A 20,127-nucleotide genomic window follows, 5' to 3' on the forward strand; every position below is an offset into this window, starting at 1 on the left:
GCAAGCATTTGGCGCCATCAAGCAATCTGCGACATGGGGGGGCGGGATACCCGCCCCAGGAACACTGGCCGGATCGATGATCGAAGCCGCCATGTTCAAGAATGGTTCGGCCACAGCGCGCTCGATGGGTGTGATCGGCCCGCAATTCTCAAGTATGACCTGATGAAGCAAAAAACCCAGACGAATCAGGTGGGCAGTTAAGGGTTTCCCGTTCGTCCTGAGCTTGTCGAAGGATGAACGGGAAACCCTAAGCCTCTGAGCGTGAAGCCGTTCATGGTTCGATCCTTCGGCTTCGCTCAGGACTCACCACGAACGGCTTCAGGCTGCCTTAGCCCTGCTTTCCGGGCAGAGAAGGCGAAACGGTCAGGCTCAAACTGAGAATTGCTGGCGATCGGCAGGCGCCCAGGACAGAATTCGACCATACTGCAAACCTTATTGGTTGCTAAACCGCGTCCGCTCCGACTATCGTCGATGCGGCCAAGGTTAATCCAATCAAAAAACATCGCATACCGCACTGGACGCGGTTTAACGCGATACACCGGGAGCGCTTGGTTTGAGCAACAAGATCCGGATTTTGACGATCCTGCTGCCGATCTTTCTGATCGCCGGTTGCGGGGACTCGCCCTGGAACGATCCCTATCCGGCGGCGGACGCCGACAGCAACACGGTGTACAGCTCGTTCGACGAACGGCCCAAGCATCTGGATCCGGCGCGCTCCTACAGCGCCAACGAGTACGCCTTTCTGGCGCAGATCTACGAGCCGCCGCTTCAGTATCATTTCCTGCTGCGCCCCTATCGTCTGGTTCCGCTGTCGGCCGCCGAGGTTCCGGTCGCGCGTTATTTCGACGCGGCGGGCAATCCCTTGCCGGAGGATGCGCCTGCGGCGGACATCGCCCGCAGCGACTATCTGATTCGCATCCAGCCGGGGATGCGTTTTCAGCCGCATCCGGCGTTCGCCCGGGATGCCGAAGGGCGCTTTCGGTATCACGCACTGACGGCGGCGGATCTGGATGGCATCAATCGTCTGGCCGACTTTCCTGAGGTCGGCACCCGCGAGTTGACCGCCGAGGATTTCGTCCATCAGATCAAACGACTCGCCGCGCCCTGGCTACACTCGCCGATCGCGGGCGTGATGGGACAGCATATTGTCGGTTTTCAGGAGCTTGCCGGGCAGCTTGAGTCGGCGGCGGGACAGGGACCGCTGGAACAGGCCGAAACTTTGCGCCAGTCCAGTCTGGCGGGGGTCGAGGCGGTGGACCGCGACCACTTTCGGATCAGCCTCAAGGGGAAATATCCGCAATTCGCCTATTGGCTGGCGATGCCCTTTTTCGCCCCGATGCCTTGGGAGGCCGAGGTCTTTTATGCACAGCCGGGGCTGGCCGAGCGCAACATCACGCTCGACTGGTATCCGGTCGGCAGCGGTCCTTTTTTCCTGAGCGAAAATAATCCGAATCTGCGCATGGTGCTGGAGCGCAACCCGAATTTTCATGGCGAGTCCTTTCCGACTGAAGGGATGCCGGGCGATGCCGAATCCGGAATCCTCACCGACGCGGGCAAACCGCTCCCCTTTATCGACCGCGCCGTCTACAGTCTGGAAAAGGAGAGTATCCCGCGCTGGAACAAATTCCTTCAGGGCTATTACGACAGCTCCGGTATCGCCTCGGACGCCTTCGATCAGGCGGTCCAGATCGATGTTGAGGGCGAGCCGATCCTGACCGACGCGATGCGCGAACAAGGCATCTCGCTGCTGACCTCGGTGGAGCCTTCCAGCTTTTATCTGGGCTTCAACATGCTCGATCCGGTCATCGGCGGCGATTCGCCGCGTGCCCGTCTGTTGCGTCGCGCCATCTCCATCGCACTGGATTACGAGGAATTCATCTCGATCTTTACCAATGGACGCGGCGTGGTGGCGCAGGGGCCGATTCCGCCGGGCATCTTCGGCCATCGCGAGGGCGAGGCGGGGATCAACCCCTTCGTTTACGAATGGCGCGACGGTCGGCCGGTACGCCGGAGTCTCGACGAGGCCAAGGTGCTGATGGAGCAGGCCGGCTACCCGAACGGCATCGAGCGCGAGACCGGCCGCACGCTGACCATCAACTACGAGGCGGTCGCGACCGGGCCGGACGATCGCGCCCGTCTGAACTGGATCCGCAAGCAGTTCGCCAAGCTCGGAATCGATCTCGTCATCCGCTCGACCGACTACAATCGCTTTCAGGACAAGCTGCGCAACGGCACCGGACAGGTCTTCATGTTCGGTTGGAACGCGGACTATCCGGACCCCGAGAATTTTCTCTTTCTGCTCTATGGACCCAATGGCAAGGTCGAGCATCAGGGCGAAAACGCCACCAATTATGCCAACCCCGAGTTCGACCGACTGTTCGACGAGATGAAGTTCATGGACGACGGTCCCGAGCGTCAGGCCATCCTCGATCGGCTGGTCGAAATCGCGCGCACCGACGCGCCCTGGATCTGGGGCTTCCATCCCAAGGCATTCAGCCTGCATCATCAGTGGATGGCGAACGCCTCTCCCAATCAGATGGCCAACAACACCCTGAAATATCGTCGGATCGACCCTGAACTGCGGAAGCAGAAGCGCCAGGACTGGAACCAGCCGGTACTCTGGCCGCTCTGGGTCGGTGCCGGTCTGCTGGTGGCGCTGGTGCTGCCGGCCTGGTGGCTGGTGCGCCGGCGCGAACGGAGGACCGCACTGTGACCGCCTATCTCCTGCGTCGACTGCTCTATGCCGTGCCGATCCTGATCGGCGTGAATCTGCTCACCTTCGTGCTTTTTTTCGTCGTCAATTCGCCCGACGACATGGCCCGCATGCATCTGGGCGAAAAACGGGTGACCGAGGAGGCCGTCCAGACCTGGAAGCAGTCGCATGGCTACGACAAACCGCTGATCTTCAACTCCGAGGCGACCGGAATCGCGCGTCTGACCGACACCATCTTTTTCGAGAAATCGATCCGGCTGTTCGCCTTTCAGTTCGGTTCTTCCGACGATGGGCGCGACATCGGCCACGACATCTCGCAGCGGATGTGGCCCAGTCTCGCCATCGCGATTCCCGTGCTGCTGGTCGGGCTGGCCTTCAATATCAGTTATGCGCTCTTCATCGTCCTGTTCCGGGCGACCTATGTGGATATCGGAAGCGTCGTGCTGCTGGTCGCCATGTTGTCCATTTCCAGCCTCTTCTACATCATTGGCGGTCAGTTCATCCTCGGCAAGCTGTTCCATCTCGCCCCGATCTCCGGCTACGACACCGGACTACACGCCTGGAAATTCCTGATCCTGCCGGTGATCGTCGGGGTCATCGGCGGCATTGGCGCCGGCACCCGCTGGTATCGCACGCTTTTTCTGGAAGAGATCGCCAAGGATTATGTCCGCACCGCGCGCGCCAAGGGCTTAAGCGAAGGCCGCGTGCTCTTTCGGCATGTGCTGGGCAATGCGCTCATCCCCATCCTGACCGGCGTGGTGGTGGTGGTGCCGCTGCTGTTCATGGGCAGTCTCATCACCGAATCCTTTTTCGGCATTCCGGGGCTCGGCAGCTACACCATCGACGCCATCGGCAATCAGGATTTCGCGATCGTTCGGTCCATGGTATTTCTGGGCGCCGTGCTCTACATCCTGGGGCTGATCCTGACCGACCTCTCCTATACCCTGGTCGACCCAAGGGTCAGACTGCAATGAGGTCGCGCTTGCCATGCCCTTGATGCCGGTTGTCCTCTGGACCGATGCGCTGGTCTTTCTGCTGATCGCGCTGGGTCTGATCTTCGGTCTCCATGCCGCGCGTCACGAACATCTGCGCGCGCCCTGGCGGCGTGTCGTGCGCTCGCGGGTCGGGGTCGCGACCCTGGTCGTGCTGAGTGCTTATGGCCTGGTCGGACTGCTCGATACGGTGCATTTTCGACTCAAGCCGGATCAGCCGTCGACCAGCGCGGAGCCTCAACACGCGCAGTACGCGCCCGAGGTTCTGAGCCTGCTCGACGTGGCGTTGAGCGGATTGCGCGCGCGTCAGGAAAAGACCTATTCGGCGCCCTTCGCGACCCATCTGTTCGTCAAAGAGGCCATTCAACTGCCCGACGGCACCCTGATTCGCGACTATCCGCGACTCGAACACGGCGGCAGCCATCTCGCCGATCCCGCGACCCAGCGCGGCCCGGACATCGTCTTCCGCGCGCTGCTCGGGATGTTCAAGGGGCTGCTCGCCTGGGGTCTGATCGGCGCCGGAATCCTCTGGCGGCTCGCGCGTCGGCGCGGCGAGCCCATGGCGGCGATCCGGGCCGACATCCTGGCTGGACGCACCGCGATCCCCTGGCGCACCGCGCTGGCGATGCTCGGTCTGCTGCTGGTCTGCGGCTTCGTCGCCGCCGAACTGGCGGCGAACTATCACATCCTGGGCACCGACAAAGTGGGCGAGGATGTCTTTTTTCAGACGCTGAAAAGCATCCGCACCGGTCTGCTGATCGGCACCCTCACCACTCTCGTGATGCTCCCCGCCGCTCTCCTGCTCGGCATCGCCGCCGGCTATTTCCGGGGTTGGGTGGACGACATCATCCAATATCTCTACACCACCCTGAATTCGATCCCCGGCGTGCTGCTGATCGCCGCCGCCATCCTCATGCTTCAGGTCTACATGAGCAACCACGCGGACGACTTCGCGAGTCCGGTCGAGCGCGCCGATCTGCGCCTGCTCTTCCTCTGTCTGATCCTGGGCGTCACCAGTTGGACCGGACTGTGCCGGCTGCTGCGCGGTGAGGCACTGAAACTGCGCGAGGTCGATTATGTCCAGGCCGCCTCCGCCCTGGGGGTCGGGCATTTCAACATCATCGGCCGCCACCTTCTGCCGAACGTCATGCATATCGTGCTGATCACGGTGGTGCTGGACTTCAGCGGACTGGTGCTGGCCGAGGCGGTGCTGTCCTATGTCAACATCGGCGTGGACCCAACCATGAATTCCTGGGGCAACATGATCAACAGCGCCCGGCTCGAATTGGCGCGCGATCCGGTGGTCTGGTGGTCGCTGACCGCCGCCTTCGTATTCATGTTTACTCTGGTGCTGGCGGCGAATCTCTTCGCCGACGTGGTTCGTGATGCCTTCGATCCGCGCTTGCGGGAGGCGGGTTGACGCGAGTGGGGACCGACAGCCGACGGAACTCAGGACGGAGCGGCGGCGCGCAGTGCCTCGACCTGGGCCACGCGCAGTCCCGTGGCCTGGGCGATTTGCCCATCGCTGAGTCGGGTGGAGCGAGCGCGCCTGTCGGGTGGCTAACAACGGCAACCCAACCGACGCTGCGGTGCGGATGTGCAATGGGTAACCTGACCCCGGCTTTTCCTGGGGCAACAGGATCAACAGCGCCCGCCTCGAACTGGCGCGCGACCCGGTGGTCTGGTGGTCGCTGACCGCCGTCTTTGCGTTCATGTTCACCCTGGCGCGCCAACCTCTTCGCGGACGTGGTCCGGGATGAGCTTCACCACAGACAAGCCCATCCTCTTCGCCTATCATGGCTATTGCCTGGCTGATCCACCGGCTCACCGATCGTCGCGCCAACCACCACAATCTGCATGTGCGCGGCGATAAGGAAGAGTGCACCACCTCGACGCCCTTCGATACGGTGGTCGAGAACGATCTGGATCGCTTCGACCTGGTCGCCGACGTCATCGATCGCGTCCGCGACTTGGCCCAAGGGCCGCCTACGCCAAGCAGGCGATTCGTGACAAGCTCATCGAGGACAAGCAATACATCGCCGAGCATGGCGAGGATCTACCGGAGGTGAGAGATTGGAAATGGGTGACATAGAGCGACCGGCAACCGGCGGCCAGCGTCAGGCGCGCGTTCGTAACAGGGGTCTTGATCGGCCTATGATCGGCACGGCAATCATCCTGTGTTCTGTTCTATTGATTGCCGGGTGTGGCCCGCGCCTGGCCACGAAGGCGGACGATGCCGCTCAAATGCCCAACCCGATGCTCAATGCAAGCTATGCGGAAGAGGCCGAGGTTCCGTTCGTGATGGAACCAAAAACGGTCAGGCCATTGAGTTCCAAGCGGGCTAACTTTGGGGCGGAGACCGCATCGCGCAGGACACGGGAGACGGCGGATTGGGTTGTCGCTTCAAGAGACAATCTCAACCTGCCGTTCGCGATTGTCGATAAGGTCAACGCGAAGGTCTATGTCTTTAGCGTGGACGGACAGCTCAAGGGCGCGGCCCCCGTGCTGCTGGGGATGGGGAAAGGTGATGGCGTCGCCCCCGGCATCAGTGACATGCGGATGTCACGTATCCCCCCCTCGGATCGTACAACGCCCGCGGGTCGTTTCGTGACGGCCATGGGCCGCAATTCCCATGGCAAGGAAATCCTCTGGGTGGACTACAAAAACTCTATCTCCATGCATCCGGTCGTGACGAGCATACCCAAACAGCGCCGACCGCAACGCCTGGCCAGTCCAACGCCGCTCGATAACCGGATTTCCTATGGCTGCATCAATGTTCCACCGGAATTCTTCACGGACGTGATACATCGCTTTTTTTCCGGGACGGCCGGTGTCGTTTATGTCATGCCGGAAACCAGGCGGGTTGGAGCATCATCGTAAGGAAAACGCCGCTGGCCCCAAGCGGTCCAGTGGCGGCGTGTCGCACAACTCGTCGATTGAGTGCGGGGTGGCATTAAGACGTTCGAAAGGCGGTTCCCATCCCTTCTTCTTGTCGCTCCAACTCGACAAGGGCATGACCATTGGCAAATGGCCGTTCGGCCGATACCAGGAGTCAACGCTCCAGGGAGACCCGCTATCCGTATCGATGATGACGGCCGTCCAGTGAACCGCAGTGATATCGAAAAAACCGCGTACCTTGGGCGATGAGACCGTCCAACCGGCCAGTTCCCCGATATCCCGGAGAATATGCAGATACGTCATGGTGTTGCTGGCGTTATCGACGCAATCCATCCGCCCCTCGACTTCCGCCTCGGAATCGTTAATGGCTAGGTCGTTGGCCAACAACGGTTGATGTTTTTGTGCCAGCAATTCCATTTGCCAGATGCCGATCCGCACATGCTGCAATCGATCGTAAACACTTGTGCCCGGACACTGCGCCAGATGCCTTTTCAGGAGGGCCATATCCTTGGGAGTAAAGGTCACGGTCTGTCTGCTCGCACACGACCAGTTAAAGCAAATTCGCAGCGTGACGGCCCCCTTCGGGTCGATCGCGTACTCTGGTGGAAGTGGACGCGAAACCGATCCCTGAGCGTCATCAAAAACCGGCGGTGGTGAGGAGGCGGAACCAGCCAAACCGGCATGGCTGACGAGTATGGCGAGGAAACCGACCGCAGCGGGCCGTAACAGCATAAAAATAAAGATAATAATGTCAAAGGCTTGTGCCAAGACGAAGCTGAAAGGCTTTAATGTTATGGCACTGCTACCCCTCGACCTTCGCCGTCAACTTTGAGTTTTTCAATTTCAAAGTTGACGGCGTAGACCATCGAAACCGGGAAGTTATCAATTGCGATCTGGTTTTGGCTCATACATCGGGGCCGGAGCGGCGGCGGCTGGCGCCGGCTCATGCTTCGATGCGGTGCTGCAAGCCGTGAGCAGCAGGCCCAACGTCATGGTGATCAGAAGAAGAGCACTTATAGAAGTGTTGTTCATTTGTCGTTACCTGATTTATTAGAATTTTTAGAAATTCAAGTGACTGAACATACGGCGGCGATGTCGATGCTTGACTGCCAGCATCACCCACAGAGATCCGTCTGTCCGTACACTACCGACCCGGCATCCAACTCTTAATGCCTGGCTGTCAGCATAGCTTTCACGGAGCCGTTTGTCTGTACGGTTCATCGCCTATCACATTCTGGCAAACTGTGACGCTCGGGCAATGTTGAGGTAATTGAGGTCATGGGAAGCGTCAAACGATTGGCTGATCTTAGACACCGAGCGGCAAGACAGGCGCGAGCAATGGCTGAGGCGGCCAGCCATGTCCAAACTGTGTTATTGAGTCTGGACCAGACTGATTTAGGCGATCGGATGGCACTGCTGATGGTGGCGGTGGGGGTAGGCGATCGGGCGTTACCGCTAGCGTGGCGAGCCGAGGAAGGGACCGCCAATATTGGGTTTGCGGGCTAGCGGGCCGTGTTGGAGTCGCTTCTGGTTTGGCTCCCGGCCGGGGCGCGCGTGCTGCTGTCAGGGAAAAGGTACGCGATGCGTACCTGGCTACCTGGCTTCGATCCGCGCTTGCGGGAGGCGGGTTGACGCGAGTGGGGACCGACAGCCGACGGAACTCAGGACGGAGCGGCGGCGCGCAGTGCCTCGACCTGGGCCACGCGCAGTCCCGTGGCCTGGGCGATTTGCCCATCGCTGAGCACGCCGAGCGCGAGGAGGTTGCGGGCGGTTTCCAGGCGGCCTTTCTGCATCCCGAGCCGCTCGCCCTCCTCGCGCGCCTCCTTGAGCAAGGATACCTCGTCGTGCAACGCCCGCTCGCGCACGAACGCCAGGCGCCGCGCTTCCTCGTCGGCGCTCAACTGACGCACGCGGTTCAGCGCCTCTTGAATCGGGGTATGTTTGATCGCGGCCATGGTTTGCTCCTCGCGCCAATGCTCGAAAAAGGTGATCCACGCGGACAGCGGATCGGCGCCGAGCCCGAGGCGGTCCGCTTTCTTCAATTCGATCAGCGTCAATTGTAGCCGGTTCCCCAGCGTGACCTCGGGCTGACGCGCGTCGCGCATCTCGAAGCGCCAGCGCGCCTGCGCGCGCTGCTCAGGGGTGTCGGTGAACAGATCGAAGTCCAGGAGGTGGATGCCGACCGCCGCGCGCAGCGTGGCGTAGTCCTCGCCCTGTTCCAGTTGCTGCGCCAGCATCCGCGCCAAATAGTAGAGCGCCCGCTGGTGCCAGGCGCCATAGCGGCGCACCTGAATCTCGACATTGTGGGCGTGTCCCTCGCCATCGCGCGCCAGCACGTCGAGGATGATGTACTTGCCGCGCAATTCCTCGGCATTGATACCCGGATTGAGAATCTCCACCGAACGGATCTCGGGCAGGTCCGGGCGCAGGTCGTTGATCAACGACACCAGCAGCTCGGGGGCCTCGCCAAAGAGGCGCTTGAAGACGTAATCGTTCTTGGGGTCGAGCAGGGCGTCAGGCGTGACGGAGGGCATGGCGGGTGGGCGATCTGGGGGCGGGATGTCGCCATTGTAGCCCTGTCGGGTAGAGCGAGCGCGCCTGTCGGGTGGCTAACAGCGGCAACCCAACCGACGCTGCAGCGCGGATGTGCAATGGGTAACCTGACCCCGGCTTTTCCTGGGGCAACTTGATCAACAGCGCCCGCCTCGAACTGGCGCGCGACCCGGTGGTCTGGTGGTCGCTGACCGCCGCTTTTGCGTTCATGTTCACCCTGGTGCTGGCGGCCAACCTCTTCGCGGACGTGGTCCGGGATGGAAAGGGACCGCCAATATTGTGTTTGCGGGCCAGCGGGCCGTGTTGGAGCCGCTTCTGGTTTGGCTCCCGGCCGGGGGGCGCGTGCTGCTGTCAGCTGACCAATTCTATCCCTCGGCGGCGCTGTTTGAGTGGGTTCAGGCCCAGTAGGGAAAAGGTACGCGATGCGTACCCTGGCTACCTGGCTTGAAGCCGCGATCTCGGGGACGATGGCCGTCCGATAGTCCTCCTTGGCCGTCAGGCAAAAGGCCAGCACGAACAGCGGATACTCGGGATTGATGCGCTCCAGGCCGTGATCGCCGCTTTCGTCAACGTAGATGGTGAAGCGACCGAACTCCGGCGCACTGCCCTCTGATTGGATGGGTCGCGTCACCTGCGATCAGCCCGCGATGAATCCATAATAGATGGACACCTGTCGCTTAACCTCGCTGCAAATGCTGTGGGTGTCGGTCAGGCGAAGCTGTTTGAAGTCGGCGAGATTGAAACCGAAATCCTTGCTGACATCCCCGATACTGTCATTGTGCAGGAGCAGAAAGTTGTCGTGCGTTTTGAGGCGCGCTTGATTCAAGCCCATCAAAAGCCCGATTTCGTGATAAACATTCTTGTTTCCAGCCGTCAGGTCGGCGATCAGATAGCCCGATTCCTCGATCAACTGAAAAATCTCACCGCTGATCGGATAGGAAAAACCCTTGTCAAATTCATCGACGCGGATAGGCTTGAGTTTCAAATCGCACTGGTGTTCCTGATTCAATTCCGCGATAGCGGACTCGATTGCCTTCCAGTTAGGGTTATCGAGCAGTTGGCCATTCTGGCCCGGAATCTTGAACTGCATGGACACGAAGATTTGCCGCCGGCGCGATTCGGCGACCTTCTCGAAGATGCGGATCAGGTCCGAGGCGTTGATGGTTTGCAGTTCGTATTGGTGGTTCTTGAGCACCCAGTTTTCCAACAGCCGGTAGCGTGGACCACCTTGGAGGGCAAAGAACAGGAACGCCGAGAACAGCCCCCTGGATGTGCTACGCGCCAGGCGCTCGTCCGCATAGCTGGCGTGAACCGTCTGAATCGCTTGCAGCAACTGGACGCGATCGGGGGGCGGGGTGGCATCCTGCAACCGTTCCCGCTCGCGCTGCAAGTCGCGCAATGACTTCACCAGCACCGAGCATCGGGCGTCGTCCTGTCCCGCGTGCTGACCAAACACACCACGCAGATGGGGCAGATAGTCGAAGTTGAGGGTCTTGCGGATCTCTCGGCACAGCACAAACTCAGGACCGAAATCCTTGTCCAGCACATCGTCCGGAAAGCCCGCCTCGTCCTCGATGATGCCTTTGTAAACCTCTTCCGATGTCAAGGGCAGTGCCTTGCTGTTGATGTTGTAGAACAGCGCCTTCTCGCTTTGCCGGGCCTGACCTTGGGGCAGCAGGACGATACAGAACGAAACTGGGTTGCGGTCCAGAGGTTCCTTGTCGCCCATCGACTCAAAGGCGCTGATGCGGTGGTTGCCGTCGATGCGCTTGAGCACCATACCGACCTCGTCGGGAATCGTGAGGTTGACCCGCGTCAGGTCGGTCGCGGTCCTTGTGCGGGTAGGCTTGAGGCCGACGCCATTGACGTTGGACTTGAAACCCAAGCCTTGCAAAAGCAGCTTCACAGGATCATCGATCGGTGCTCCGGACCGCTCGTAATCGGCCAAAAGTTCCAGCGACAGCACCACCTCGGGAAAGAAGAGGTATTCGCCGCGCTCGTAGAAGCGTTGGATCGCGGCCCGATGATCCGGCTTGATGTCGCGTTGGTAGTCGTCGGCGAAGGAATGTCTGGACAACTCGCTGAGCCGGGCAAAGCCCCGCACCACCAGAAAACCGCCCAGGGATTCAGCAAGGACACCGCGAAAGGTCGTGCTCACGCCGTTTCTCTCAATAACATGGCCTCGATCCGGCGCTTGGCGATCTCAAGTTCGGTTTCGGCTTGCTGGCGTAACCGTTTTGCCTCGTTACGGATTTCTCTGATATGGCCAGCAATCGCCGTCTGTTTAACCAAATCAGGAATAGGGATCGGGAGTTGACGGAGCAGGTCGACATTCACGCCAGACTGATTGTTCCAGTTGGTGCATAGACTAAAAAACACCTTAAGCCGTTGATATGCATTGAGCACGGCAGTCAGATATTCCGCATTCAACTCGCGCTCAATGACGCCGATCCTTGTGATGTGATTCGAGCAGAAAAACGGTTGCCCGTCGATATCCAGGTAGACCGTTTTTCCAACGAGTTCCTGGCTGTTAGTGTTGTTGAATAGAACTTCACCAGTTTGAACGACATCCGCAATTCTCTCGGTCAGTAATGCTCTGTCGAGATAAATATTCCTGTCAAAGATCAGTTCTCGGTCCGCGTCGATATTGGTTGGCCGAAGTTGAATCACACCATCATCGTCGAAAAGCTGCATTTCACCACCGGCGGCAAATCCGGTTCTCACGTAGTGGCAGCAATGGCCGAGTTTCTTGTGAGGGGTGTTGGCATTCTCGATTGCGTGCCAAAGTTTGAAAGAGTGAAAGAGCGGATCAAACCGCCACCCTGCCAACTCTCGCCGCTGGGCGGTAAAGATGCGGTTGGCGATGGTGTTTTCCGGTTCTGGCGGCAGGGTAATGCCGAGTTCGGCGAGGAGGTAGTCATCAATGCCCTCGAACATCTGCTCTGCATCGGCATGTGCTGCTCTATATGCAGCGGTCGCATCCTCGTAAATTAAAACGATCTGTTGCTGCACCTCGGGGGGTGACGCCGGAAACACAAGACTATGTATCAGTGTCTTGTCGAGGTAGTCCACACCATTGTTGGCAACCAAACCCAGCCGCATTTGCCTTTTCATCAAAGGAGTATCTAGTGCAACTGCGGCAAATTTTGGATTCACTGCACTTTTAAATTTTATTCTGAAGATTGAGCCATTGATTACCGCTTCGCCCGGCTCATCTTCAATAACGGCTACACATTTATTCGATGCGATCGTCGCACCTTTTACGGCAAGTAAAACATTCCCGATATTGATTCTGGCTTTAGGATTAAAATATTCCCGAGCGACACGATGGCACGATGAAAGATCAACTCTCAGGTTGGGCATCATCTCGGTTGCGCGAAGAAAGGTAATTGGTAATGAATCGTCGTAACTATCGCCTGGCGGTAAAACTCCGTAGGCGCCTTCCAGTATGACTTCGCGCATTTTTGTTGCCCCATCCATCCGCCAAAGTTTCTCAGTAAAAGTGAGGACGCTCGGTGAATAAAGGCGCGGAGCATATTTTCCTTTTGTTAACCCCCAGTGCACGACGAAATACTTTTCTTCGTCGAGACCGGGGGTCAGACAAAAGGGCGCGTATCCCCTTTTTCGATGTGTTCCACAAACCGCGCCAGTTCTCTGGCGACAGTTTCCAGTTCGTTGGTAGCGGTCGGGCGCCCGGTCGCGTCATAGCCGATATCCTCGGCAATCGCCATGAAGATCGGGTAGTCGTCGAGCTGGGACTTGACCTTGGCGAGAAAATCATCCTCCAGGGTCTCGCGCAGGTTCTCAATGCGCTCGTTGAAATCGTCGCTGGTGGCTTGCAGCCAGTCCTTGTAGGCGTCGGTTTCCTTATGGGCGACGCTGGCGGCCTTGGCCTCGGCCTTGAGTTCGCGCTTGATCGCCGCCGTTAGAGTTCCTTGTGCCGTCAGTGCATCGAGCCTGGCAACCAGCTCGTTTTCGATGGTCTGGATGATCGCTTCGCCGCGCTTGATGGTGCTCTTCTTTTCCTCGATCAGCGCCTCCAGCGCGACGCCCAAGGCATCCTGGGCGAAGAGATCGTCCTGGGCCTTGGTCTTGATGGACTGGATGGCCGCCGTGGTGGCGGCAGCGTATTTCTTCAGGAAGAGCACCGAGCTTTTCACCCCCGCCCCATTGGCGGCAAAGGCGAATTGAGGCAGCGAGACCACGGCGACGATGCGCCAATGTTCCTCGATCCAGTCGCGCACGTATTGCATGCTGCTGTTGGTAAGGATGCTGTCGGGGATGACCATGGCCAGATAGCCGCCGGGCTTAAGAAAGCGGTGGCATTGCTCGATGAACAGCACCTCGGTGGTCTGCTGGTCGCGGGTGATTTCGCGTAGCAGGTTGACGTTGTTGATCTTGGCATCGATCCAGTCCACGCCCTTCTTGCCGAGCCGGTAGTTCTCCAGGTAGCGCTTTTCGGCGAATTTGATCTTGGAGCCGAAGGGGGGATTGGTGATGATGAAATCGAAGCCGTCGCGCTGGAATCCGCGCCGCTTGTTGGTCTTGGCCGGCATCTTCTCGATGGACTCCAGGCCATCGAAGGCGATGACATTGGTGTGTCCGTCGTCGTGGATGATCATGTTCATCTTGGCGGTGCGGGCGATGCCTTCGGAAATTTCGATCCCGAACAGGTTGCACTCGGCGAAGTCGTGCCAGTATTGCCAGTGTTCTCGCGTGTCTGGATCGTGATAGTCGTCCGCCTGCTTGCGCACCTTATCCAGGGCATGCAGGAGAAACCCCCCGCTGCCGCATGAGGTATCCAGCACCACGCTTTCATTGGTGATGGGCAGGGCATCGACGATGAACTGAACGATTTTGCGCGGGCTGAAATACTGGCCGAACTCACCCCGGAAAAAACCGGTCATGAAGGTCTCGAAGGCGCGTCCCTTGCTGTCGAGGTCGGTGGCTTGCAGATTGATTCCGGCAAGATAGCCGACCACGGTTTGCAACTCGGCGTTGGACAGGCGGATGTCCTCCCGGAAGACTTCCGGATCTTTGGCGCGGCCATTCTGGTACAGGCCCTGGGTGCGCCGCTTGAGGGCATCCCCCTTGTCGTCGCTGAAGACCTGGAAGTCGTAGGGCTCACCTTTCTTGCGCGGCATGCGCTCGTCCCAAATCTTACAAAAGATCAGCTTGTCGAGTTCGTCGAAGGCTTCCGCCGGGTTGCGTTTGCCGCCTGCCCAGAGGGCATCGTGGGCCTGTTTGAAGATGCGGGTGAGTTCGTTCTCTTCGACGGTGCGCAGCTCGAAGCCATTGACGCCGCCCTTGGTGAACTTGGCGCGGGAGACTTCGCGTTGTCCGGCCTTGGGCAGATCGGCCAGACGGTTGGCGATGCGTTCCCTGGGCGCGACGCGGTCGCGACGGAAATAGTCGTTGCGAATGCCGGAGGTCATCCAGACGAAATCCGCATCCATCGAATTGGCGTACCCGAAACCCTGCTCAATACCTTGATCCAGTTCGCCCTGACTGGCTTCCTCCCGCTTGCATTCGACGACGATCAGCGGTTTCTTCAGCGACCGATCGGCATAGACCACGATGTCCGAAAAGATGTTGGGTACGCGGTGCTCGACCGCGACCTCGATATCGATCTGCTCGGGGGTATAGCCGTAGTCAAAGACGAGCGAGAGATAGGCATGCGCTCGAACCTTCTCTTCCGAGTCAGTGAAACGAAACCGCTTGTTCTGAATGATATAGGTGATGTTCTTTTGTTCTGTGTCAAAGGCGATCAGACCTTTTTCGAGCCCTTTTTCAATGAGCGTCGTCATGCGAAGTCCTTCGTGAATTGATTGCCATCGGTCGTATCGCCTTAGGCGAATGCCAGCAATGTCCTTACCAAGCGTCAAACCCGTAGGAGCCCGCTTGCGGGCGACAGATGCGCGCACGGTAGGTGTCTTTGCGGGTTACGTCGCTCGCAAGCGGGCTCCCACGGGCAAGATCTTTCACGGACATCACCTTAACCCCCAAAGGTAATCCCCCGGCTCCGCCGGGGGATGGTGACTACCTCTCGTCTCTATTCCCGCCTCGAAATCGCCTGAGCGCCTGACTGACCGTCGTAAAAGAACCGACCACCAGCAGGCAATCGCCAGGATCGGAAGCAGACAGGGCCGCATCCAGCGCGTGTTCCGTCTCCGCGAAGCATCCCCCCGACGACGCGCCCAGTACCGTATCGAGTCTCGCCGCAAGACGGTCGGCGGGCATCGCGCGCGGATCGTCGCTTTGCGTCAGGAACCACTGCGCGACAAAGGGCAGCAAGGGTTTCGCGATGGCTTCCGGTTCCTTGTCGGACAGAACCGCCAGCACGGCGCGCAACTGGCCGGGACACGCGAAGGCCCGCAGGTTCGTGGCCAGGGCCTGCGCCGCCGCGCCATTGTGGGCCACGTCGAGAATCCAGGTCGGCGCCCCCGGAATCACCTGAAACCGTCCGGCAAGCCGGGCACGCTGCAACCCGGCGCGTAGCGCGTTGACGGGCACCGGCAGACGTTCGCGCAGACAGGCGAGCGCGGCGATGGCCGCCGCGGCATTATTCAGTTGAAAGGCGCCGCGCAGGGTCGGTAACGGCAAGGCCAGCCGTTCGCCTCCAGCGCCCTTCCAGATCCATCCGTTATCCGCGGTTTCATGATCGATTTCGCGCCCGAGTTGCAAGGGCGCGGCAGCCAGTCGAACCGCTTCCTCGCGCAGACGCACGGGGGCGTCCCGCTGACCCATGACGGCCGGGCGACCGGCGCGAAAGATCCCGGCCTTTTCGACGGCGATCGCGTCCAGCGTCTCGCCCAGCCAGGCGGTATGGTCGCGCCCGATCGAGGTGACTACCGAGACATCGGCATCAAGCAGATTGACCGCGTCGAGACGCCCGCCAAGCCCGACTTCCAGCACGGCCAGATCCGGACCATAACGCACGAAGAGATCGAGCGCCGCCAGGGTGCCGAACTCGAAGTACGTCAGCGTCGTGTCGCCGCGCGCCCGGTCAACACGCGCGAAGGCATCGCACAGCGACTCATCGGAAACGGGTTCGCCGGCGATTCGCACACGCTCGTTATAGCGCAGCAAATGCGGCGAGGTATAGCAGGCGCATCGATAACCCGCCGCCTCGGCCATGGATTCGATCATCGCCACGCAGGAACCCTTGCCGTTGGTTCCCCCTACCGTGATGACCGGAAAGGGCGGCGGTGTGGGACCGAGTCGCTTCCAAACCGCCGCGACTCGCGCCAGACCCAGTTCGATGGTCTTTGGATGCAGACTCGCCTGCCAGTCAAGCCAGTCGTCAAGGGTCTCGAACCGGCGGGTCATGTCAGACCGGAACCACCGTGCGGCAATAGCGGGGACGATGGGCCAGAATCGCCAGCAGATCGGCGATCCGTTCGCGCAGGTCGCGACGGTCCAGAATCATGTCCAGGGCGCCCTTTTCCATCAGAAACTCGCTGCGCTGAAAACCCTCCGGCAGCTTTTCATGCACGGTCTGTTCGATGACGCGCGGGCCGGCGAAGCCGATCAGCGCGCCCGGCTCGGCGAGATTCAGATCGCCGAGCATCGCCAGACTGGCGGAGACGCCGCCCATGGTGGGATCGGTCATCACCGAGACGAAGGGCAGCGCGTGCTCGCGCATCCGCCCGAGCGCCGCGCTGGTCTTGGCCATCTGCATCAACGAGAAAAGGCTCTCCTGCATCCGCGCGCCGCCGCTGGCGGAGAAACAGACATAGGGCGCGTTCATCTCCAGCGCCGCATCGACCCCACGCACGAAACGCTCACCCACCACCGAGCCCATGGAACCGCCCATGAAACTGAACTCGAAGGCGGACGCGACGATGGGCGTGTCCTTGAGCCGGCCGCGCATGACCACCATTGCATCCTTTTCGGAAGACTGCTTCTGCGCTTGGACAAGACGATCCTTGTATTTCTTCAGATCCTTGAACTTGAGCGGATCCAGCGATTCCAGATCGCCGCCGATTTCCTCGCGCCCCTCGGGATCGAGAAAGGCATCCAGACGCCGGCGCGCGCCGATCCGGTTGTGGTGGTTGCACTTGGGGCAGACTTCCAGATTGCGTTCCAATTCGGCGCGATAAAGGATCGCGTGACATCCTGGACACTTGGCCCAAACGCCTTCCGGCACCGCCCGCTTGGTGCTGGCCTCGATGCGGATGCGGCTCGGGATCAGTTTCTCGAACCAACTCTTGCTCTTGTCCATCGCCTGTTTCAGGGCGGCGCCGGCTTCCGGTTCGGTCATGTGGTTTACTCCGCGGTCCGTGGTTCGGGCGAGGCGTCAACGGCGTCGATCGCGTTGCGCAGTCCGGCCAGAAAGTCGGCGATGGTCTCGGGAATGCGCTCCGGGGTCTCGGCCAGCGTCTCGATGCGGCTGACGATGGCGCTGCCGACGATCACCGCATCCGCGCCCCGCGCCACGCTGGCGGCGGTCTCCGGATCCTTGATCCCGAATCCGACCCCCACGGGCAGCGGGATCAGGGATTTGATCAGACGCACCTGTCCGGCGACAGCCTCGGTATCCAGATGACCGGCACCGGTCACGCCTTTGACCGAGACATAGTAGACGAAGCCGGAGGCGACGCCGCCGATCCGCGCGATGCGCGATTCGGTGGAGGTCGGGGCGAGCAGATAGACCAGATCCAGGCCATGCGATTTCATGGTCTCGATCAGATCGTGCCCCTCCTCCGGCGGCAGGTCGACAATCAGCGCGCCATCCACGCCCGCCGCTTGGGCCTGGCGCGAGAAGGCGTCGTAGCCCATGACCTCGATGGGGTTCAGATAGCCCATGAGGACGACTGGAGTTTCGGTATCCCGCTCACGGAATTCCCGGACCATCCCGAGCACATGCGTCAGCGAGACGCCCTTCGCAAGCGCCCGCTCGGTCGCCCGCTGGATCACCGGACCATCGGCCATGGGGTCGGAAAACGGCACGCCCAGTTCGACGAGATCCGCGCCCGCCGCGACCATCGCGTGCATCAGTGGGACGGTGACCTCGGGCGCGGGATCGCCGGCGGTGACGAAGGGGATGAGCGCGGTGCGTCCCCGCCCGCGCAGTTGCTCGAAACGTTGCGCAATCCGACTCATAGAACCAACCCGTCGTGCAGTGCGACCGTGTGCATGTCCTTGTCTCCGCGGCCGGACAGATTGACCAGGATGATCTGATCCTGGCGCAGGGTCGGCGCGAGTTTGTGCGCGTAGGCCAGCGCGTGACTGGACTCCAGCGCGGGGATGATGCCCTCGGTGCGGGTCAGATGGTGGAAGGCGGCCAGCGCCTCGTCATCGGTGACCGCATCGTACTGGGCGCGTCCGCTGTCTTTCAGCCAGGCGTGTTCGGGACCGACGCCCGGATAATCGAGCCCGGCCGAGATGGAGTGGGTCTCGATGATCTGGCCGTTCGCGTCTTCCATCAGATAGGTGCGGTTGCCGTGCAGCACGCCGGGCCGACCGGCGTTCAGCGGCGCGGCATGATGACCGGTCGCGATCCCCTCGCCCGCCGCCTCGATGCCGTAAATCGCGACCTCGCGATCCTCGATGAAGGGATAAAACAGCCCGATGGCGTTGGATCCGCCGCCCACGCAGGCGACCAGCGCATCCGGCAGACGCCCGGCGCGCTCCAGGATCTGGGCGCGTGCCTCGCGGCCGATCACCGCCTGGAAATCGCGGACCATCATCGGATAGGGATGCGGTCCGGCAACGGTGCCGATGATGTAGAAGGTGTTGTCGACGTTGGTCACCCAGTCGCGCATCGCCTCGTTGAGCGCGTCCTTGAGGGTCCGCGAGCCGGAGGTGACGGGCACGACGCGAGCGCCGAGCAGACGCATCCGGTAGACGTTGGCCTCCTGGCGCGCGATGTCGACCTCGCCCATATAGACCACGCATTCGAGCCCGAGACGGGCGGCGACGGTCGCGGACGCGACGCCATGCTGACCGGCGCCGGTCTCGGCGATGATGCGGGTCTTGCCCATGCGCCGCGCGAGCAACGCCTGACCGATGGTGTTGTTAACCTTGTGCGCGCCGGTGTGATTGAGATCCTCGCGCTTCAGATAAATCTGGGCGCCGCCCAGCTCGCGGCTCCAGCGCTCGGCATGATAGAGCGGCGACGGACGACCTACATAGTCGCGCAGGTCAGCGTCCATCTCGATCTGAAAATTCGGATCGGCGAGACAGGCCGCATAGGCCGCGCGCAGTTCCTCCAGCGGATGCATCAGCGTCTCGGGGACGAACATCCCGCCATAGGGTCCGAAATGACCATGGCTGTTCGGCAGATCGTAGGCCGGCCCGCGACCCGGCTCCGTGCGCGATGCACGGATATTATCGGCGTTTGTCGCCATCGTTTACCCCTTGCATAAATGCGAAAATCCTTGCGTGATCCTTGATGCCCCGGGCGGATTCGACACCGCCGCTGACATCGACCCCATAGGGCCGCACGCGTTCGATGGCCTCGGCAACATTCGACGGATCCAGCCCGCCCGCCAGCACGATGGACGCGGCCAGTTCGGGCGGGATGCGTTCCCAGTCGAAGCGCTGTCCCGTACCCCCGGCCCGTCCGGGCTCGAAGGTATCGAGCAGGAGTCCGGCAGCCCCCGCGAACCGCGCCCGCTCGGCCATCGGGTCGATCCCCGGACGCATGCGGATCGCCTTGATCCAGCGACGGCCAAAGCTCGCGCAGTGCGCGGGCGCTTCGTCGCCGTGAAACTGCAACAGATCGAGCGGCACCTGGTCCAGGGTCGCGCGAATCGTCGCGGGCGCGGCATCGACGAAGAGCCCGACCGCGCTCACGAAGGGCGGCAGGCGCTCGCAGAGACGGCGTGCCTGCTCGGGCGTCACGGCGCGCGGACTCGGCGGATGAAAGACGAAACCAACGGCATCGGCGCCCGCGGCCACGGCCGCGTCGACATCGCTCTCGCGCGTCAGGCCGCAGATCTTAACCCGGGTTCGGGCCATGCGCGA

At 60.9% G+C, this 20,127-nt stretch carries 14 protein-coding genes and 4 pseudogenes; 7 read left to right on the forward strand and 11 right to left on the reverse strand.

The annotated features are described in order from the left end of the window. Positions 1-553 precede the first annotated feature (553 nt). The 6 genes and pseudogenes from THIVI_RS04410 to THIVI_RS04430 all read left to right on the forward strand — a co-directional run bounded on the left by THIVI_RS04410 (position 554) and on the right by THIVI_RS04430 (position 6,585). Positions 554-2,713, forward strand: coding sequence for an ABC transporter substrate-binding protein (locus tag THIVI_RS04410; RefSeq protein WP_014777427.1), 2,160 nt, complete (start codon positions 554-556; stop codon positions 2,711-2,713). Then, positions 2,710-3,687 carry an ABC transporter permease gene (locus THIVI_RS04415; RefSeq protein WP_014777428.1) on the forward strand — a complete coding sequence of 326 codons (978 nt, stop codon included), beginning with the start codon at positions 2,710-2,712 and terminating at the stop codon, positions 3,685-3,687. The genes THIVI_RS04410 and THIVI_RS04415 overlap by 4 nt, the downstream gene beginning before the upstream one ends. 13 nt (positions 3,688-3,700) lie before the next feature. Beyond that, positions 3,701-5,125: an ABC transporter permease gene (locus THIVI_RS04420; protein WP_014777429.1), complete on the forward strand. Its 1,425-nt coding sequence runs from the start codon at positions 3,701-3,703 to the stop codon at positions 5,123-5,125. A 205-nt stretch (positions 5,126-5,330) separates the two neighbouring features. Next, positions 5,331-5,520, forward strand: a pseudogene (locus THIVI_RS26255) (hypothetical protein); the annotation flags it as partial. After that, positions 5,502-5,797 (forward strand): annotated as a pseudogene (locus THIVI_RS04425) (phosphoketolase family protein). The pseudogenes THIVI_RS26255 and THIVI_RS04425, both read left to right, overlap by 19 nt. A gap of 62 nt (positions 5,798-5,859) precedes the next feature. Then, on the forward strand, positions 5,860-6,585 hold the full coding sequence (locus THIVI_RS04430) for a hypothetical protein (RefSeq protein ID WP_014777430.1): 726 nt from the start codon (positions 5,860-5,862) through the stop codon (positions 6,583-6,585). Here the strand turns inward: THIVI_RS04430 and THIVI_RS04435 are convergent. Together THIVI_RS04435 and THIVI_RS04440 are read right to left on the reverse strand one after the other, a co-directional pair. After that, a complete protein-coding gene (locus THIVI_RS04435; RefSeq protein WP_245537375.1) occupies positions 6,577-7,371 on the reverse strand; it encodes a hypothetical protein in 795 nt (264 codons plus the stop codon). The genes THIVI_RS04430 and THIVI_RS04435 overlap by 9 nt on opposite strands. A gap of 893 nt (positions 7,372-8,264) precedes the next feature. Then, a complete protein-coding gene (locus THIVI_RS04440; RefSeq protein ID WP_014777433.1) occupies positions 8,265-9,137 on the reverse strand; it encodes an Rpn family recombination-promoting nuclease/putative transposase in 873 nt (290 codons plus the stop codon). Between the two features lie 140 nt (positions 9,138-9,277). Between THIVI_RS04440 and THIVI_RS26260 the strand changes: the two are divergent. After that, positions 9,278-9,427 (forward strand): annotated as a pseudogene (locus THIVI_RS26260) (ABC transporter permease); the annotation flags it as partial. 192 nt (positions 9,428-9,619) lie between these two features. Here THIVI_RS26260 and THIVI_RS26135 read toward each other — a convergent pair. From THIVI_RS26135 to THIVI_RS04480, 9 genes and pseudogenes are all read right to left on the reverse strand, one after another. Beyond that, positions 9,620-9,787, reverse strand: a pseudogene (locus THIVI_RS26135) (DUF3800 domain-containing protein); the annotation flags it as partial. A 6-nt stretch (positions 9,788-9,793) separates the two neighbouring features. After that, entirely contained in the window at positions 9,794-11,122 is a 1,329-nt protein-coding gene (locus THIVI_RS04445; RefSeq protein ID WP_157174362.1) for a ParB N-terminal domain-containing protein, read from the reverse strand. Positions 11,123-11,310: 188 nt separating this feature from the next. Continuing rightward, the gene (locus THIVI_RS04450) at positions 11,311-12,720 is read right to left on the reverse strand and encodes a restriction endonuclease subunit S (protein ID WP_157174363.1); all 1,410 of its coding nucleotides are present in this window, start codon (positions 12,718-12,720) and stop codon (positions 11,311-11,313) included. Between the two features lie 32 nt (positions 12,721-12,752). Then, positions 12,753-14,963, reverse strand: coding sequence for a type I restriction-modification system subunit M (locus tag THIVI_RS04455; RefSeq protein ID WP_014777436.1), 2,211 nt, complete (start codon positions 14,961-14,963; stop codon positions 12,753-12,755). A 232-nt stretch (positions 14,964-15,195) separates the two neighbouring features. Beyond that, a complete protein-coding gene (gene folC, locus THIVI_RS04460; RefSeq protein WP_014777437.1) occupies positions 15,196-16,485 on the reverse strand; it encodes a bifunctional tetrahydrofolate synthase/dihydrofolate synthase in 1,290 nt (429 codons plus the stop codon). Between the two features lies 1 nt (position 16,486). Next, positions 16,487-17,419, reverse strand: a complete 933-nt coding sequence (accD, locus tag THIVI_RS04465) for an acetyl-CoA carboxylase, carboxyltransferase subunit beta (protein WP_014777438.1) — start codon at positions 17,417-17,419, stop codon at positions 16,487-16,489. Between the two features lie 5 nt (positions 17,420-17,424). Next, positions 17,425-18,261, reverse strand: coding sequence for a tryptophan synthase subunit alpha (gene trpA, locus THIVI_RS04470; RefSeq protein ID WP_014777439.1), 837 nt, complete (start codon positions 18,259-18,261; stop codon positions 17,425-17,427). Continuing rightward, entirely contained in the window at positions 18,258-19,508 is a 1,251-nt protein-coding gene (gene trpB, locus THIVI_RS04475; protein ID WP_014777440.1) for a tryptophan synthase subunit beta, read from the reverse strand. The genes trpA and trpB overlap by 4 nt, the downstream gene beginning before the upstream one ends. Further along, positions 19,489-20,121, reverse strand: coding sequence for a phosphoribosylanthranilate isomerase (locus tag THIVI_RS04480; protein WP_041447293.1), 633 nt, complete (start codon positions 20,119-20,121; stop codon positions 19,489-19,491). The genes trpB and THIVI_RS04480 overlap by 20 nt, the downstream gene beginning before the upstream one ends. Between the last annotated feature and the right edge of the window lie 6 nt (positions 20,122-20,127).

The sequence above is a fragment of the Thiocystis violascens DSM 198 genome (assembly GCF_000227745.2).
GTDB classification, from domain to species: domain Bacteria; phylum Pseudomonadota; class Gammaproteobacteria; order Chromatiales; family Chromatiaceae; genus Chromatium; species Chromatium violascens.